The following is a 16,647-nucleotide window of genomic DNA, read 5'->3' as shown; positions in this document are numbered from 1 at the left end:
AATGTTACTAAAATTTTCACAGTGGCTATCGCAATATATTCATCTATTCAGTGTGTTCAATTACATTACACTGCGGGCCGTGCTGGCAGCAATAACAGCGCTATTCATTTCCTTTCTGGTTGGCCCACTGATGATACGTAAACTGACTGCATATAAAATAGGTCAGGCTGTAAGGGATGACGGGCCACAAACACACCTGATAAAAGCCGGCACGCCAACAATGGGGGGGGCGTTAATCCTCATCTCGATTGCCATAACCACTCTACTGTGGGCTGATCTAAGCAATAAATACGTATGGGTAGCTCTGATCACCACCTTGAGTTACGGCGCAATCGGCTGGCTGGATGACTACCGCAAGGTTGTACACCGCAATCCCAAGGGATTGTCCGCAAAAGCAAAAATGTTCTGGCAATCAATTATCGCGCTTGTCGTGGCCGCATACCTGTGGCAAGACGCAAGTCTACCCGCACATACAGATCTGATCATGCCTTTTTTCAAACATCTTGTATTCCCTCTGGCTGCATCCTCTTTCATTCTATTAACCTATTTGGTTATCGTTGGCACGAGTAACGCCGTGAATTTAACCGATGGATTGGATGGTCTGGCAATTATGCCTACAGTAATGGTCAGCAGTGCTCTGGCGATATTTGCTTATGTTGCAGGCCATGCAGTATTCGCAAAGTATCTTGGAATACCGCACATCCCAGGTGCAAGTGAATTGGCAGTATTCTGCAGTGCAATTGCCGGTGCAGGATTGGCATTTTTATGGTTTAACGCATACCCAGCAGAAGTTTTCATGGGAGATGTGGGCGCGCTGGCATTGGGAGCAGCACTCGGCACAGTAGCCGTGATCGTGCGTCAGGAAATTGTGCTGCTTATTATGGGTGGCGTATTCGTGCTGGAAACTTTATCCGTAATCATCCAGGTAACTTCGTTCAAACTTACCGGGAAACGGATTTTTCGCATGGCTCCTCTCCATCACCATTATGAACTGAAAGGCTGGAAAGAAAATCAAGTAGTGGTACGGTTTTGGATTATTTCGATGGTGTTGGTATTAATCGGACTAACAACGCTGAAATTACGATGATCCATTTAAAAAACAAGACAATTTTAGTACTTGGTCTCGGCGAAACCGGGTTATCTCTTGTGCGCTGGCTTAGTGTCCAGGGTGCCCGGGTACTGGGGGCAGACAGCCGCGATTTTCCACCATCACTAGATACGCTGCGCACACAGTTCCCTGGAATTAAATTGTACTGTGGGGCGTTTTACAATGAATTGCTCGATGATATAGACTTGATTGCCATCAGCCCGGGAATCCCATTACGAGACCCACTACTAGTGCAGGCAATCTCCCGCGGAATTCAAATAGTGGGAGACATTGAGTTATTTTCCCAGTCATTACCTAAAAACCGTCCTCCTAAAATCATTGCCATCACTGGAGCCAATGGAAAAACGACCGTAACCAGTATGGTAGGGGCAATGTGTCGTGCAGCAGGCCTAATTACAGAAATGGCTGGCAACATTTCCCCGGCTGTACTGGATGTGCTGCTGACACGCCATGGACAACACCCGGATATCTGGGTGCTTGAGCTTTCCAGCTTCCAGTTGGAGGTCACCTCCTCGCTCAATGCGGATGCTGCAACAGTACTCAACATTAGTGAAGACCATCTTGATCGTTATTCTGACATCAAGGAATATGCAGCCACCAAAGCACGTATTTTTCAAGATACCCGTAATAACAACGCCCAGCGCGGTATACAGGTACTTAATCGTGACGATAAAAACAGTGCTGGTATGGCCCTACCCGACAGGGTACAAATTACCTTCGGGTTGCACACCCCGCCACCAACCGAACATGACTGGGGCATAAGTACCTCTGGTCAGGACATTTGGTTGCTGCATGGCCAAAAGCGTGTAATGAACACCAATGAACTACAGGTTGCCGGGATGCACAATGTGGCAAATGCTTTGGCCGCACTAGCCTTATGCCATGCTGTGGGTTTGCCATTGGCTCCCCTATTGAGCGCATTGCGATCTTTTAGAGGTTTGCCACATCGGGTACAGCCAATTGCAAAAATTGGCGAAATTATTTTTTACGACGACTCAAAAGGAACAAATGTCGGTGCCACCATAGCTGCAATGCAGGGATTAAAGCGCCTGATTGTTCTAATCGCTGGCGGCGAAGGCAAAGGACAGGATTTTACCCCACTTCGTCCTGCAGTCATGCAACATGCACGCGCAGTTGTACTTATTGGGCGTGACGCAAACAAAATCGCGGCCGTACTACAAGATTGCGGTGTAACTATTGTTCATGCAAAGGATATGGTCGATGCAGTACATCAAGGCGCATCCTTAGCGTTGCCGGGGGACGCTGTGCTGCTATCCCCTGCCTGCGCAAGTTTCGACATGTTCCGCGATTACAGTCATCGTGCCGAAGTATTTAGCGCTGCCGTATCTTCATTACAAGGAGAGATAGCATGTTCCTCTCCAGCATGACCAACCACCCGAAAATGTCAGTGGAATATGACGAAGCGCTTGTATGGATTACCATCGCGCTGCTGGCTCTCGGGCTAGTCATGGTGTATTCCGCTTCCATCGCGACTGCTGAAGCAAGCAGATTCACCGGTTTTCAACCTGCATATTACCTGATACGGCATGGACTTTATATCTTTCTTGGAGTCATTGCAGGCGCCATCGTATTCCAGTTTTCGCTTCAGACATGGCAGACAATGGCACCCTACCTCTTTCTGCTTGGTGTAGCACTGTTAATTCTGGTGCTGATTCCTGGCATCGGACATGAAGTGAATGGTAGCCGCCGCTGGCTGCCTTTATTCATAATCAATTTGCAACCCTCCGAATTAATTAAATTATTTTCTCTACTCTATGCGGCTGATTACACAGTGCGCAAAGGATTAGTCAAAGATCACCCGGGTCGGGCTTTTTTGCCAATGCTTACCGTAATGGTAATCGTCGGAAGCTTGTTATTGATGGAACCGGACATGGGCGCTTTCGCGGTTATTTGTGCTGTTTCGATGTCAATATTGTTTCTTGGCGGATTTAATATCAAAATGTTCGCTTGGCTGCTGATCGCCCTTCCAGTTGCATTTGCCGCCCTGATTTTCGCCTCCCCATACCGCATGCAGCGCCTGGTGGGTTTTATGGATCCGTGGTCCGATCCTTTCGGAAAAGGGTATCAGCTAAGCCACGCCCTGATTGCGTTCGGCCGCGGAGAATGGTTTGGCGTAGGTCTTGGCGGAAGTTTGCAAAAACTATTTTACTTACCGGAAGCCCATACCGATTTTCTGCTCGCAGTAATTGCAGAAGAGCTTGGTTTTGTTGGCGTATTTCTAGTTATCCTACTATTTTCCGGCCTGATCATCCGCGCTTTCATCATCGGCCGTCAGGCCGCAAATCTGGATCGCCAGTTCTCTGCTTTGGTCGCACAGGGCATTGCTGTATGGCTTGGTGTCCAAGCGATAATCAACATTGGCGTTAACATGGGGATATTACCCACGAAAGGACTAACCCTCCCGTTCCTCAGTTATGGCGGAAGCAGCGTAGTGGTCAGTTGCGCTGCTGCAGCTCTGTTACTCCGAATCGACTGGGAAACCAGAAGAATCGTGAAAGGACTGCCCATATGAAACATAAGATCCTGATCATGGCTGGAGGAACGGGAGGGCATATCTTTCCGGCTTTGGCTGTAGCTGACCATCTTCATGCAAGAGATTGGGACATTATCTGGCTCGGCGCCCCCAATAGCATGGAAGCCGAACTGGTGCCCCAGCACGGTTATCCAGTTGCACCTGTGCAATTTTCAGGACTTCGCGGAAAAGGAATGCTGCGTAAGCTATTATTACCTCTAAATCTTCTGCTTGCATTATGCCAAAGCGCTGCTGTACTACTGCGCCACCGTCCGGATGTTGTTCTGGGAATGGGAGGTTATATCACCTTCCCTGGCGGAATCATGGCTGTTTTAATGCGTCGCCCATTATTGATTCACGAACAGAATTCCATTGCAGGGCTGAGTAACAAAATTCTGGCTAGATTAGCTACAAGAGTAATGAGCGGTTTTCCGCACGTATTGCCAGCTGCTGAATGGTGTGGCAATCCGGTGCGCGATAACATTTCCTCACTACCTGAACCACTAGCACGTTACTCTGGACGAAGCGGGGTTCTGAATCTGCTTGTGCTGGGAGGGAGCCTCGGTGCACAAGCAATCAATGAATGCGTACCCCAGGCTTTAGCATTATTGCCACAGAAATTTCGCCACAATGTACTGCATCAAACTGGCAAGCAACATTTAGAAACCGTGCAGACTGCCTACCAGCAAGCGGCAGTAAAAGCCGAATCCCGTGCGTTTCTTAATGATATGGCGCAGCACTATGGATGGGCAGACTTGGTAATTTGTCGTGCAGGCGCATTAACGATTGCCGAACTGGCAGCAACGGGGGTTGCAAGCATACTGGTGCCCTATCCATTCGCAGTAGATGACCATCAGACCAGCAATGCCCATTTTCTAAGCGACCACGGTGCAGCCATCCTGATGCAACAAACCGAATTAAATCCACAGTCAATGGCAAATCTGCTTCAGGGAATCACCAGGGAACGCGCTCAAATCATGGCGCAAACTGCTCGCAAACTGGCAAAACCAGAAGCAACAAGGTGTGTCGCGCAGATATGCATGGAGCAGGCTGGATGAAACACAAGATTAAACATATTCATTTCGTCGGTATTGGTGGCTCCGGCATGAGCGGCATAGCCGAGGTGTTGCTCAATCTGGGTTATCAGATAAGTGGTTCCGATGTGAGTGAGAGCCCAATCACCCAGCGTTTGCAGCGACTCGGCGCACAGGTTTTTTTGGGACATGACCAAAATTATTCGGCAAATGCAGATGCAGTAGTTGTGTCTTCTGCAGTCAGCCCGGACAATCCCGAGATTATGGCTGCACGCGCACGCAACATCCCCATAGTGCCACGAGCAATGATGCTGGCAGAGCTAATGCGCTTACGCCATGGAATTGCAATAGCTGGTACGCATGGCAAGACCACCACTACTAGTTTGATCGCAAGCATTTTAGCCAAGGGAGGATTTGACCCGACATTTGTAATTGGCGGGAAACTGAACAGCATAGGCACGAATGCCAAATTGGGAACGGGCGAGTACTTTGTTGTGGAAGCCGATGAATCAGATGCATCCTTTCTGTATCTGCAACCTATCCTGGCCGTGATTACCAATATTGATGCAGATCACATGGAAACATACGGTCATGATTTCTTAAGGCTGAAGCAGGCATTTGCAGATTTTGTTGAACACTTGCCATTCTACGGCATGGTCATGCTGTGCATAGACGATGCCAACGTACGTGACATTTTGTCAGGTATCAGCAAGCCGGCTACGACCTATGGCTTTGCAGAAGATGCGCAGATCCGCGCGGTAAATGTTTGCCACCAGGACGGCAAGATGATCTTCACTGCACTTTGCAGACAAAATGGCTCTTCTCGCAACCTGGACGTCACACTCAACCTTCCCGGTCGACATAACGTGCAAAATGCCTTGGCAGCCATCGCGGTTGGACTGGAAATTGGCGTAACAGATACCGCAATCATTAGCGCGTTAGCTGAATTCGAGGGCGTTGGACGTCGTTTTCAGCGCTATGGTGAGCTTCAACTTGCAAACGGCGGCACGGTTACTCTGATTGATGATTATGGTCACCATCCATTTGAAATCCGGGCAACAGTAAATGCCGTGCGTGGGGCGTTCCCTGGAAAGCGTTTACTGCTGGTATTTCAGCCCCACCGCTACACACGTACTAGCAACTTGTTTGAAGATTTCGTCAAGGTATTAAGCGAAGTGGACGCCGTGATACTTACCGAAGTATATGCTGCAGGCGAAGCTCCCATAGTAGCTGCAGACGGGCGGGCTCTGATGCGTGCATTACGCCTGGCCGGGCAGAACACACTCCTATTCATAGAGCAGATACAGGATTTACCCCAGGCCATTTTACATATGGCAAAACCCGGTGATGTGGTAGTTACCATGGGTGCAGGTTCAATTGGTGGTGTAGCGGGCATGCTGAAAACCCTGGCTGCCAAAGCCAATTCTTTTAATCCATGAATATGAACGAACCGATCAAATTTAACCATACAGGATTGCGCGGATCCTTATTCAGCAATGTCGCCATGAGAAACCACACCAGCTGGCGTGCTGGCGGTATTGCCGAAAGAGTCTACCGCCCTGCGGATCTGGCAGATCTCGCCTTTTTTCTGCACACCCTGCCAACCCATGAACCGGTTGTTGCATTGGGATTAGGCAGCAATCTGCTGGTACGTGATGGCGGGCTGCGCGGCACTGTACTGCTTTTGCATGCAGCGCTCACCGAAATGCATATGGAAACTTCTGAATCGGTCTATGTACAGGCAGGAATATCCGGCACCAAAATCGCCCGTTTCACTGCCAAGCATAATCTGCTGGGCGCAGAATTTTTCGCTGGAATACCTGGAACTCTGGGCGGAATGCTGGCAATGAACGCTGGTTGCTATGGGAACGAAACCTGGAAGGTAGTAAAAAATGTGCAAACAATCACGCGTAGCGGAAAATTATTAGAACGAGCACCTGCCGATTATGAAATCGGTTACCGGCATGTTGCATTGAAAAACAAAAACATTTATTCCGGCGACCACAGTCTCCCTGTCCAAAACTCCTTGTTCCAGGAAGAATTCTTCGTCGGGGCAACACTCCACTTTATTTCCGGAGATGGTGCAAAGGTTCGCAATGAAATCAAATCCCTGCTTTCCCGGCGCATTGCTTCCCAGCCATTGAACCTTCCCAATGCTGGCTCAGTATTCCGCAATCCGCCGGGAGATTATGCGGCACGATTAATCGAACAATGCGGATTAAAAGGATACCAGATCGGCAACGCGCAGGTTTCAGAAAAACACGCCAACTTTATTGTGAATACAGGCGGCGCAACCGCAACAGACATTGAAACACTCATTAACAGGGTACAGACAATCGTTCAAAACAAGACAGGAATTACCTTGCTCCCTGAAGTACGCATCATTGGCGATTACAAAAACAATCATGGTTAACCGAGCACTTCCCTCACAATATTTACTCCCTGCACAATATGGGAAAGTCGCCGTTCTCTATGGCGGGCGTTCCGCCGAGCGTGAAATTTCGCTTAAAAGCGGTAGGGCAGTATGGACTGCCCTAAAAAAATGTGGAGTGGATGCCTATCTGTTCGACCCCGCAGAACAAGATTTGCATCGACTCCATGAAGATGGTTTCCAAAAAGCCTTCATCGCGTTGCATGGACGTTTTGGCGAAGATGGAACCGTCCAAGGCTCACTGGAAATGATGAACATCCCCTATACCGGAAGCGGCGTTCTGGCTTCGGCACTGGCCATGGACAAGTGGCGCAGCAAACTGATATGGCAAGCTGCAGGATTACCTGTGCCAGCCTATGTCATGCTGAATGCCGCCAGTGATCCGGCCACGGTAGTAAAACAACTGGGATTACCCCTATTCATCAAGCCAGCCAATGAAGGTTCCAGTGTGGGTATCAGCAAGGTAAAAAAGGTCGAAGAGCTACCCTCTGCATACTCGGAAGCCGCTACATATGACAAACTTGTCATGGCAGAAGAGTCTATATGCGGAGGAGAATATACAGTTGCCATTCTTGATGAAAAAGCACTCCCTGTCATCAAGATAGAACCTGCCAACGAATTTTATGACTATGAAGCCAAATATTTCCGCAATGATACACGCTATCTGTGCCCTTCCGGTTTGCCACAGGAAAAAGAATCCGAAATGCAAAATCTGGCGCTACAGGGTTTCAATCTGCTGGGGGGAGCCGGTTGGGGTCGCGTCGATTTTCTTATGGACGCGGCCGGTCGTCCTTATTTGCTTGAAATGAATACCGTACCCGGTATGACTGACCATAGCCTGGTACCTATGGCAGCAAGGCAAGCCGGAATCAGTTTTGAACAACTGGTATTAACCATACTGGAATTAACACATGTGGGATAAACCAGAATTACTGCGAATGATATCGAACTTCCTGTTCGGTATAAGCTTCGCCCTTCTTTCATATGCATTATTACATTATGTATTGCACTTGCCAGTACTTGCAATGCGATTTGTTTCGATTAATTCTCCACTGGTCCAAATAGATCCTGCTCACCTTAAGAACATAGTACAAAATAAATTACACGGTAATTTCTTCACTCTTGACCTGAAGGACACGCAAAAAAACTTTGAAAGCATCCCATGGGTGCGAAAAGCAAACATACGTCGCAGTTTCCCCTGGCACCTCGAAATCACCCTGGAAGAACATGTCGCGCTTGCATATTGGAATAATGCAGATTTAGTAAACACCCACGGCGAAATTTTCTCGGCCAGCACCAATCAAATGCTGCCAAATTTTATGGGACAACCCAATGATGCAACCGAAATAACTGAAATGTATGCCACATTGAACAAACAATTCACAAAACTTGGGCGGGGAATTGCAAAAATTAGCTTATCTCCGCGCCGCTCTTGGCGGTTGAGCCTGGACAACGGCCTTCTGCTGGAATTAGGCCGCGAACAATCAACTCAGCGCATTGCACAATTTATATCGTTATACCCCTACACTTTGATGCAGGTACAACAGGAAACCGGGCACCCAACCCAAAACCTGAATGTGCAGCCCCGCGAAATAACATACGTGGATTTGCGGTACCGGAATGGCTTCGCCATTCACCTCGCAGAAGTAACAGACGATCTGTATGTAGGTAATAAAAAAGTGAAAAAAAAGACAAAAGATTCCATAGGAAATATTTCATAACAGGAGCCGGACTATTCATTTATGCACCGTTTCCGCAACATGGAAAAGTTACAGCAGTGGAGAAATTTAATGAGCAATAACAAGGACAATAAAAACTTGATCATCGGCCTCGACATCGGCACTTCCAAAATTGTCGCTGTCGTAGCTGAAATACAATCAGAAGGAGCGATAGAGGTAATCGGCATAGGCATACACGAAGCTTCAGGCATGAAAAAAGGAATGGTTGTCAATATCGATGCAACAGTCTCAGCAATCGAGCGGGCACTAGGCGATGCAGAGTTAATGGCGGATTGCAAGATTCAGGAGGTTTACACCGGCATTGCCGGCAGTCATATCAAAAGCTCGAATGCGAATGGCATGGTTAAAATTAAGGACAGAGAAGTTGCACAAGCTGACATTGACCGTGCAATTGAAACAGCCAGTTCCCTGAGCCTGCCTAGTGACCAGCAGATATTACACATTCTTGAACAAGAGTTCAGCATTGATGGACAGAGGAATATCAAAAAACCTCTCGGGATGAGCGGCATGAGGCTCGAAGTCGAAGTACATATTGTTACCGGCGCAGTAGCTGCGGTACAGAACATCATGAAATGTCTCCATCGCTGCGGACTGGAGGTTAAAGAGATTATTCTGCAACCTCTAGCATCCAGTAAAGCGGTACTTCTGGACGACGAAAGGGAATTGGGTGTTTGTCTTGTAGATATCGGTGGAGGTACTACCGATGTAGCGATCTTTACTGATGGCTCCATTCGCCATACTGCCGTCATTCCGATTGCAGGCGACCAAATCACGAACGACATCGCCATGGCCTTGCGTACCCCGACTGCAGATGCTGAAGACATCAAAATCAAATATGGCTGTGCCTTGCGCCAGCTTGCCGACGAAGGCTCAATCAGTGTACCTGGGGTCGGCGAGCGTGAAGCACGTATGTTGTCACGGCAAACTTTAGCAGAAGTGATTGAACCTCGAGTGGAGGAATTATACATGCTGGTCCAGGCCGAGTTACGCCGGAGTGGATTCGAAAATTTACTATCCTCGGGTATTGTTATCACAGGGGGAAGTAGCACTATGCAAGGCATGGTTGAACTGGGCGAAGAAATTTTCCACATGCCGGTACGCCTGGGGTTGCCACGTTACGTAGGGGGATTATCTGACGTAGTGAAGACCCCCCGTTTTTCAACCGGAGTCGGATTACTGCTATATGGCTTAGAGCAGCACCAGCGCTATCAGGCCGCCCGCCTAAGTTCAAATTCCTTCAGTGATGTACTAGGCAGGATGAAAGACTGGTTCAAAGGAAACTTTTAGCAGAGCAGTTCAATCTGCAAAGAAAATCATAAAAAACATATGTATCCAATTGATTTTTAAATTAATATCTACACAATAAGGAGAAAAAAATGTTTGAAATTGAAGACGTGCAAAATCAGGAAGCGGTAATCAAGGTATTGGGAGTAGGCGGTTGCGGCTGCAACGCAATCGATCATATGATTGGGAAAAATGTACAAGGTGTGGATTTCATCGCCATCAATACAGATGTCCAATCACTTAACCGTAGCAAGGCCCTTACCCAGCTTCAGATCGGTACCACGATTACCAAAGGTTTGGGGGCGGGCGCAATTCCGGATGTTGGACGAGCTGCTGCAGAAGAAGACCGCGAACGCATCGCCGAATTGATCCAGGGATCGAATATGATATTTATTACAGCCGGCATGGGGGGAGGGACAGGCACTGGCGCGGCTCCAGTAGTGGCCAAGATTGCCAAAGAAATGGGCATCCTCACGGTGGCAGTGGTTACCAAACCGTTTCTTCATGAAGGTAAACGCATGCGCCTGGCTCAAGTCGGAATCGAAGAGTTATCCAAATTTGTAGACTCGCTTATCATCGTGCCAAATGAAAAATTGATGACAGTACTTGGCGAAGAAACCAGCCTGCTTGATGCATTCAGCGTTTCTAATGGTGTTTTGCAGGGTGCAGTTGCAGGCATAGCCGAAGTAATCAATGTGCCTGGCCTGATGAACGTTGACTTTGCCGACGTACGTACCCTCATGTCGGAAAATGGCATGGCAATGATGGGGTCGGCTACTGCTTCCGGGAAAGACCGCGCAAAGTGTGCTGCAGAAAGAGCCATGTCCAGTCCATTACTGGAGGATATCAACCTGGCAGGCGCGCGCGGCGTGCTGATCAATATCACCTCCAACAGCAAACTGACACTAAAAGAATTCAGGGAAATTACCAACAGTGTCCGATTTGCCGTTGAAGATGCCACCGTTATAGTTGGTTCTGTATTCGAAGAAAGCATGGGAGACGAATTACGTGTAACCATCGTTGCAACAGGCTTGAGCTCTCCCATGGAGCGCAAACAATCCAAACCGGAACTTGTTTATGGAGCTCGCACAGGTACCCACAACGAAACCGTCTTTGCTGGCGAGCCTGACCTGCCTGCAGTAATCCGTGGCGGCAGGGACGTACGCAGCAACCGCGAAGCAGTCGAAGCAATGAGACAGTCAGGAGTCGACACGCTGGATATCCCATCCTTCCTGCGCAGACAGAATGACTAGTTGCATCCGGCGAGATTTGTGACCTGCATCCTCACTGCCCTGAAACTAAAACACATCACAATAAAACAGGTCTCAGGACGATGCGCGCCCCAATAAAGATTTACTCGAACCTATTCGAAAGAATGGATTTTATATGCATATTATTGTTTAAAAGCTTTATACAATCAGCATAAGCAGTTGGTCGATTGAACTATGTTAAAATTCAAAAATCGGAATAATGCTTATAAAGCAACATGGTTAAGCAACGTACATTAAAAAACCCGGTGCAAGCTACCGGAGTAGGGCTACACACAGGTGAACGGGTTAATCTTACCTTGTCACCCGCCCCTGCAAACAGCGGCATCGTATTCCGCCGGATGGATATGATGCCTGCGGTAGCAATACGCGCGGAAGCGCATGCCGTACATGATACTCGTTTATCCACGTGCCTTGAAGTAAACGGGGCACGGGTGGCCACTATCGAACACCTCATGTCCGCATTTGCAGGACTTGGAGTAGACAATGCCTATGTTGACTTAACCAGCGCAGAGGTACCCATTATGGATGGGAGTGCCGGGACATTTATTTTTCTTTTACAGTCTGCTGGCATCATCGAACAGACTGCAGCAAAAAAATTTATCCGCGTAAAAAAAACCATAGAGGTCAAAGAAGGAGAAAAATGGGTACGCTTCGAACCATTCAACGGATATAAACTGACCTTTACAATTAATTTTTCTCACCCTGTTTTTGCTGCTTCGATCCAAAATATAACTATAAACCTTGGAGAACATTCCTACATCAAGGAAATTAGCCGCGCCCGTACCTTTGGTTTCATGCACGATATCGAAAATATGCGAGCACAGGGTCTGGCGCTGGGTGGTAATCTGGACAATGCCATTGTAATGGACGAATACCGCGTTATTAATCCTGACGGACTTCGTTTCAAAGATGAGTTCGTCAAGCACAAAATTCTGGATGCTATCGGCGATCTGTATTTGCTCGGGCATCCACTGATCGGTGCTTTCTACGGATATAAATCCGGCCATGCACTCAATAATGCTTTGCTACGTGCCCTGCTTGCAGACGAACATGCATGGGAATTCGTAACTTTCAACAAGACAGAAGAAGCCCCTGCATTCCTTCGCCTACAAATGCAAATGGCCTGACTCTGCCGGATCTTCTTGCCATCAGAGATCCCATCTTCCGCCCCGCAGAAAAACCACCGGATGGCTCTACGTGGATGATTAGAGGGTGTATATTACCCTTAACTGTTTATGCTGATAACTTGGGAAGGGGAAATGACACATTACCGTTTTCATGCACTGCTAGAGTTTCTCATCCGGTTTCATTAAACTGCATGCTCATCCGTCAACGGAGTATTCTTAAATTTTGGAATGCTTTTTGTCAAACTGCCACCACTAAGAGAAGCTGATGTAACATAACTTTTGGCCGGATTGAAAAACAGGGGACAAGTGATCTATTGTCAGCGTATAAAACAGATTTTCAATTTCCTGCACACCCGGAACCGTTTTCAAGCCTCTTTGCGATGATGCCCCAAGGCCGCCATTACAAAACTTAGTGGATTGATGCCCCGGAATCTTTATCGTTCTGTTGCGTTAGCTTGGTCGTAGCCTGAAGTACAGCATCCATAGGAACGATAAAAGTCAACTCAATTTCACCCATAAATACTCTTACCGCGCATTCTGAAGCTGTTCGGCCCATAACTAATTCGACATGCCGCGCAGGAAGCGCATTTTTCGGGCCGGACCAGCTTTTCACTTTTTCACCAAGTTCTCTTGTCCATTTTGAAGCCAGTCCAAGAACCGGGTATAGAAGCGCGTTCAATCCATCCGGATTAACAATGAACTCAGTTTCATTTCCTTCCGTATCCGATAATGCAAGACAAACCAAATTATTTTTATCCGTTGGGTAGGTCCGAACAGAAGCTAATGGCCTTAATGGCTTTTCATTCGAAGGCTTTTCGTTTGACATTTTTCTCTATGTAAAAATTGTGTCTTTAGACAACCAGTTGGGGCTCTGACAGCAAACTGCAGGCAGTAAGCACACTACGTTTTATAACATTAATAACGAGATTTTATAATCTGCCGACAGACTTCCTAAGATTAAGCATATTAATCTCAGAGTCTCATTATATGGGTACAATGTCGGGCATGCAATGCTAAGGAAAAATACCGATTTTCACGAATACTCCATGCATTTGGCTTGCACGACACATCTCTTTTCGATACAATGAAATTGTAGGTAGTGGAAATATATGATTGTTAAACAACAATACTAAGGAGTTTGATCATGGAAGTATTGATTCCAATTTTAATTTTCGGGGTGTTTGCCATTGTCCTCTCTGCTACTCTTGGTGGCATGGGTATAGCGCGAATTGAAGAAGCCCGTAAAGGAAGAAAGTAAACGTTTTATTCTCGCCCTTAAAATTTTACAGACTCCATACGTTTAACCGATAAACTTCGTTTTCCCGTCTGTTCTTTTGCACAAGGACGGTCATATATGACAGTTCATATATGACCGTTTCTTTCTTGTTGAAGCCTAATACTGTAACTTCCATGTCTCGAAACAACACAGAATCTCCCCATCTGATTAAATTTCTTGTGGTTTCCACAGTTTCTTTTTTTTTCGGGGCCATACATGGCATGTTGCAAGTCGTTCCATCCATACGAACCTGGCTGGATTCAATTGGCAGCCCGTACGGCGGCCCTGGGCACATGATTGACCCACTAGCGCATGCGCACATAAACCTAATCGGGGGACTGGTAACCCTGGCCATGGGAACCATGTATTACCTGCTGCCCATTATCAGCGGAAAGGAAATTTATTCGATGCGCCTGATAAACCACTCCTTTTGGTGGACCACCATCGGCGTATTCTATTTTTATATAACACAGGTTGTCTTTGGCATTCTGGAAGGAAATTTACTTCTCCAGAACGATCTGCAAGCAATGGCACAAGTTCACCACTATTACGGTCCCATTGTAGCCAGTTCAGGAATGATCATGGCAACGGGTTTTTGTATTTATCTTGCAAATGTATTGCTCACACTTAAAACAAAGCCGTAAACTCCTAGCATCCGCCTAAGGCACTACGTTCAGCGGAAACAGCAACACTTCCTCCTCTCCATTGCGCTTGATCTGTACCTGCAGCACGGATCTACCACCTGTACCAACTCTCGCTGCCCGGCGATAGACGCCGACCTCCCCATCCTGTATTGCCTGTACCCATGAATCATGAGTATCCGTGCGCACGGAAACCATGATGTCATGAACCGGTCCACGTTTTCCGGTAACAATCACCAAAAATTCATTGACCCCTTCACGTGGAGGACTAGGCCTGGACTCAACCCGTACTTCCGCACCCTGCCACATTTGCGGTTGCGCATCTGGAGCAGAGCCGTCCCCACCACTGCATGCCGCTAACAACAGCAACAAACTGAGACACATGCACTTTACTCTGATTCCACATGACCAGTTAACCAAAAAATACAGATCAATTTTGTGCATCGGATTTACCGGGTGGTTCCTGGCAATTTTTATCAGAATCCAGCCGACCGCCGAGCGTGGAGCCATAAAGATTCACCATAAAACGAACAAAAAAACTACCTGCGGCAACATAAAAAATAGCTGCAATGAACCCCCAGTCTACCCAAGGGCGGTTATCTCCTGGCCGAAGTCCCCAAAAAGGAAAACTTAAGCCAACCGCAACCAGCAACACGGCAACTGTCACCCCGATAAACCAGAAAGGGATTTTTTTCTGCGACTCGGGAATGGTTTCAACCAGCTCCCAATCTTCAAGCCCACGTTTTGCCAAGCGTTCTTCATCAGATGCGTACCCAAAATTATCATTTCTTTTTTCACCCCAGCTCGACTCTTCTACCCTTGATAAATTTTGTGCGTTTTTACTGGTGCGACTGCCCATCATAAGCATCCTTTTTATTCAGAAAAATGTTGAACAGGAAATCTTCCCTTCCATGCATCACCTGCAGATACCTCTACTACAAAGGAATATATACCGCGCGGCAAGTCTTTCACTATGGAAAGCATGAGGGATTCCCGTCCGACCGCTGACAATTTAACATTCTCCGCACTGAGCTGATAAGTTCCTTGCGGCAAACCCAGCACTTTTACATGCAGCTCGGTTGCATGGTACAGTTTATTGGTAAGAGCAATACGATATCCCTGAACCGAGCGCCCCTGCTGCACATCCGCATGACCCACAACAACATGGTATGGCTGATAGGACCACAGTCCCCAAATAAACATGGATGCACCCAGCACTACAAAAGGAGCCGTCCAGCCCATCCGGGTAAACAATGAAATAGCAACGTTATGTAGTTTACTCACACTCTGATTCTTTCGCTCCAGCATCTCAAAACGCAGCAACCCCGGAACCCCCTGTTTTTGATGCATGCGATTACATGCATCAATGCAATCACCGCAATTAATACAACTATCATAAACATCGGTTTTACGCGGATCCAAATCAATAAAACAGGAATTTACACAATAGCTGCATTTATCACACTCCTTACTCCGGCTTGCATCATAGGCAACACGCAAAGTTTGCCTGGTTTTGAATGAATGCATCCAAACTCGGTAAATACAGGCATAACGGCACCAGAAATGCCTGATCATTGCAATATCTATGAAAATAATCACTACACATACGGCATAAATCCAGTGCAACGATGACGCCAGTCTTGCATCTTCCTGGAAGGTAATGAAAGACCACACCACACTGGGTTGATAGAAATAAAAAAGCGGGATTAATGCAAAAAACATTGCCGCTCCCAGAAAAGATATACCAAGCAGGAACCAATTCAATGCCTTATTTTTCGCCCCGGCCACACGTATCGCTTCACCCGTTAAGCTGACTTCAGCATGCTTGCCCAGTAACTTGTGCGTAAGATTGTTCGCCCATTCAGACATAGTATTTTGCGGGCATGCCCAACCACAAAAAACCATACCTGCTGTCGAATACATCAAGATCAAACTGCTGGCCAAAAATAGCCAGGCCCCGGTTACTAATGAAAAATCAGATAACCAAATCTGCCTGTCAAGCACAACAAATGCTGCCGCACTGGGGTCAATCCGAAATAAGCCACTTGCCGGGATCAAGACCGCAAGAAACAAAACCAGCAATTGCAGAAGGCGTCGCTTCCAGCGAAATTCAGAATAGACAGGTTTTCCCGCTGCTTTCAGAACCACCTTGACCGGAATTCTGGAAATAGATTTATATTTGACACTCCCAGTCATTTCAAAT

General features: G+C 47.3%; 16 protein-coding genes. 12 read left to right on the top strand and 4 right to left on the bottom strand.

What is annotated here, in order from left to right; translation table 11 throughout:
* Nucleotide 1: 1 nt before the first annotated feature.
* The 11 genes from mraY to lpxC all read left to right on the top strand — a co-directional run bounded on the left by mraY (nucleotide 2) and on the right by lpxC (nucleotide 12,527).
* The gene (gene mraY / locus KJA68_RS01925; protein ID WP_213035224.1) at nucleotides 2–1,087 is read left to right on the top strand and encodes a phospho-N-acetylmuramoyl-pentapeptide-transferase; all 1,086 of its coding nucleotides are present in this window, start codon (nucleotides 2–4) and stop codon (nucleotides 1,085–1,087) included.
* Entirely contained in the window at nucleotides 1,084–2,496 is a 1,413-nt protein-coding gene (gene murD / locus KJA68_RS01920) for a UDP-N-acetylmuramoyl-L-alanine--D-glutamate ligase (RefSeq protein WP_213035223.1), read from the top strand. The genes mraY and murD overlap by 4 nt, the downstream gene beginning before the upstream one ends.
* Nucleotides 2,478–3,641, top strand: a complete 1,164-nt coding sequence (gene ftsW, locus KJA68_RS01915; protein WP_246487019.1) for a putative lipid II flippase FtsW — start codon at nucleotides 2,478–2,480, stop codon at nucleotides 3,639–3,641. The genes murD and ftsW overlap by 19 nt, the downstream gene beginning before the upstream one ends.
* Entirely contained in the window at nucleotides 3,638–4,699 is a 1,062-nt protein-coding gene (murG, locus tag KJA68_RS01910) for an undecaprenyldiphospho-muramoylpentapeptide beta-N-acetylglucosaminyltransferase (RefSeq protein ID WP_213035222.1), read from the top strand. Before ftsW ends, murG begins: the two co-directional genes overlap by 4 nt.
* Entirely contained in the window at nucleotides 4,696–6,114 is a 1,419-nt protein-coding gene (murC, locus tag KJA68_RS01905; protein WP_213035221.1) for a UDP-N-acetylmuramate--L-alanine ligase, read from the top strand. The genes murG and murC overlap by 4 nt, the downstream gene beginning before the upstream one ends.
* Nucleotides 6,111–7,088: a UDP-N-acetylmuramate dehydrogenase gene (gene murB / locus KJA68_RS01900; protein WP_213035220.1), complete on the top strand. Its 978-nt coding sequence runs from the start codon at nucleotides 6,111–6,113 to the stop codon at nucleotides 7,086–7,088. Before murC ends, murB begins: the two co-directional genes overlap by 4 nt.
* On the top strand, nucleotides 7,081–8,028 hold the full coding sequence (locus KJA68_RS01895; protein WP_213035219.1) for a D-alanine--D-alanine ligase: 948 nt from the start codon (nucleotides 7,081–7,083) through the stop codon (nucleotides 8,026–8,028). Before murB ends, KJA68_RS01895 begins: the two co-directional genes overlap by 8 nt.
* Nucleotides 8,018–8,827: a cell division protein FtsQ/DivIB gene (locus KJA68_RS01890; protein ID WP_213035218.1), complete on the top strand. Its 810-nt coding sequence runs from the start codon at nucleotides 8,018–8,020 to the stop codon at nucleotides 8,825–8,827. The genes KJA68_RS01895 and KJA68_RS01890 overlap by 11 nt, the downstream gene beginning before the upstream one ends.
* A gap of 69 nt (nucleotides 8,828–8,896) precedes the next feature.
* Nucleotides 8,897–10,132, top strand: a complete 1,236-nt coding sequence (gene ftsA, locus KJA68_RS01885; RefSeq protein WP_213035217.1) for a cell division protein FtsA — start codon at nucleotides 8,897–8,899, stop codon at nucleotides 10,130–10,132.
* An 89-nt stretch (nucleotides 10,133–10,221) separates the two neighbouring features.
* Nucleotides 10,222–11,382: a cell division protein FtsZ gene (ftsZ, locus tag KJA68_RS01880; RefSeq protein WP_213035216.1), complete on the top strand. Its 1,161-nt coding sequence runs from the start codon at nucleotides 10,222–10,224 to the stop codon at nucleotides 11,380–11,382.
* A gap of 233 nt (nucleotides 11,383–11,615) precedes the next feature.
* Nucleotides 11,616–12,527: a UDP-3-O-acyl-N-acetylglucosamine deacetylase gene (lpxC, locus tag KJA68_RS01875; protein ID WP_213035215.1), complete on the top strand. Its 912-nt coding sequence runs from the start codon at nucleotides 11,616–11,618 to the stop codon at nucleotides 12,525–12,527.
* A gap of 409 nt (nucleotides 12,528–12,936) precedes the next feature.
* Here the strand turns inward: lpxC and KJA68_RS01870 are convergent, their stop codons facing one another.
* On the bottom strand, nucleotides 12,937–13,353 hold the full coding sequence (locus KJA68_RS01870) for a hypothetical protein (protein WP_213035214.1): 417 nt from the start codon (nucleotides 13,351–13,353) through the stop codon (nucleotides 12,937–12,939).
* Between the two features lie 743 nt (nucleotides 13,354–14,096).
* Between KJA68_RS01870 and KJA68_RS11150 the strand changes: the two genes are divergently transcribed.
* Complete coding sequence (locus tag KJA68_RS11150; RefSeq protein ID WP_478210023.1) at nucleotides 14,097–14,447, top strand: cbb3-type cytochrome c oxidase subunit I; 351 nt, start codon at nucleotides 14,097–14,099, stop codon at nucleotides 14,445–14,447.
* Nucleotides 14,448–14,462: 15 nt separating this feature from the next.
* Here KJA68_RS11150 and KJA68_RS01860 read toward each other — a convergent pair whose 3' ends face one another.
* The 3 genes from KJA68_RS01860 to KJA68_RS01850 are packed head-to-tail and all read right to left on the bottom strand — an operon-like array spanning nucleotide 14,463 to nucleotide 16,640.
* Nucleotides 14,463–14,828, bottom strand: coding sequence for a hypothetical protein (locus tag KJA68_RS01860; RefSeq protein WP_213035212.1), 366 nt, complete (start codon nucleotides 14,826–14,828; stop codon nucleotides 14,463–14,465).
* A 46-nt stretch (nucleotides 14,829–14,874) separates the two neighbouring features.
* Nucleotides 14,875–15,306 (bottom strand): hypothetical protein, encoded by a 432-nt coding sequence (locus KJA68_RS01855; RefSeq protein WP_246487017.1) that lies wholly within the window; start codon nucleotides 15,304–15,306, stop codon nucleotides 14,875–14,877.
* 11 nt (nucleotides 15,307–15,317) lie between these two features.
* On the bottom strand, nucleotides 15,318–16,640 hold the full coding sequence (locus KJA68_RS01850; RefSeq protein ID WP_213035211.1) for a 4Fe-4S binding protein: 1,323 nt from the start codon (nucleotides 16,638–16,640) through the stop codon (nucleotides 15,318–15,320).
* Between the last annotated feature and the right edge of the window lie 7 nt (nucleotides 16,641–16,647).

The sequence above is a fragment of the Candidatus Nitrotoga fabula genome (assembly GCF_905221025.1).
In the GTDB taxonomy this organism is placed as follows: domain Bacteria; phylum Pseudomonadota; class Gammaproteobacteria; order Burkholderiales; family Gallionellaceae; genus Nitrotoga; species Nitrotoga fabula.
The sequence above is the reverse complement of the archived record's forward strand: the minus strand, read 5'-3'. Positions and strand labels throughout refer to the sequence as shown.

Bases quoted from the DNA above. Each gene is read 5' to 3' on its own strand.
- KJA68_RS01860 (WP_213035212.1), bottom strand. From the start codon at position 14,828: ATGTGTCTCAGTTTGTTGCTGTTGTTAGCGGCATGCAGTGGTGGGGAC.
- KJA68_RS01890 (WP_213035218.1), top strand. From the start codon at position 8,018: ATGTGGGATAAACCAGAATTACTGCGAATGATATCGAACTTCCTGTTC.
- KJA68_RS01855 (WP_246487017.1), bottom strand. From the start codon at position 15,306: ATGATGGGCAGTCGCACCAGTAAAAACGCACAAAATTTATCAAGGGTA.
- KJA68_RS11150 (WP_478210023.1), top strand. From the start codon at position 14,097: ATGATTGACCCACTAGCGCATGCGCACATAAACCTAATCGGGGGACTG.
- murB (WP_213035220.1), top strand. From the start codon at position 6,111: ATGAATATGAACGAACCGATCAAATTTAACCATACAGGATTGCGCGGA.
- lpxC (WP_213035215.1), top strand. From the start codon at position 11,616: ATGGTTAAGCAACGTACATTAAAAAACCCGGTGCAAGCTACCGGAGTA.
- murD (WP_213035223.1), top strand. From the start codon at position 1,084: ATGATCCATTTAAAAAACAAGACAATTTTAGTACTTGGTCTCGGCGAA.
- mraY (WP_213035224.1), top strand. From the start codon at position 2: ATGTTACTAAAATTTTCACAGTGGCTATCGCAATATATTCATCTATTC.
- ftsA (WP_213035217.1), top strand. From the start codon at position 8,897: ATGAGCAATAACAAGGACAATAAAAACTTGATCATCGGCCTCGACATC.
- ftsZ (WP_213035216.1), top strand. From the start codon at position 10,222: ATGTTTGAAATTGAAGACGTGCAAAATCAGGAAGCGGTAATCAAGGTA.
- murG (WP_213035222.1), top strand. From the start codon at position 3,638: ATGAAACATAAGATCCTGATCATGGCTGGAGGAACGGGAGGGCATATC.
- KJA68_RS01895 (WP_213035219.1), top strand. From the start codon at position 7,081: ATGGTTAACCGAGCACTTCCCTCACAATATTTACTCCCTGCACAATAT.
- murC (WP_213035221.1), top strand. From the start codon at position 4,696: ATGAAACACAAGATTAAACATATTCATTTCGTCGGTATTGGTGGCTCC.
- ftsW (WP_246487019.1), top strand. From the start codon at position 2,478: ATGTTCCTCTCCAGCATGACCAACCACCCGAAAATGTCAGTGGAATAT.
- KJA68_RS01850 (WP_213035211.1), bottom strand. From the start codon at position 16,640: ATGACTGGGAGTGTCAAATATAAATCTATTTCCAGAATTCCGGTCAAG.
- KJA68_RS01870 (WP_213035214.1), bottom strand. From the start codon at position 13,353: ATGTCAAACGAAAAGCCTTCGAATGAAAAGCCATTAAGGCCATTAGCT.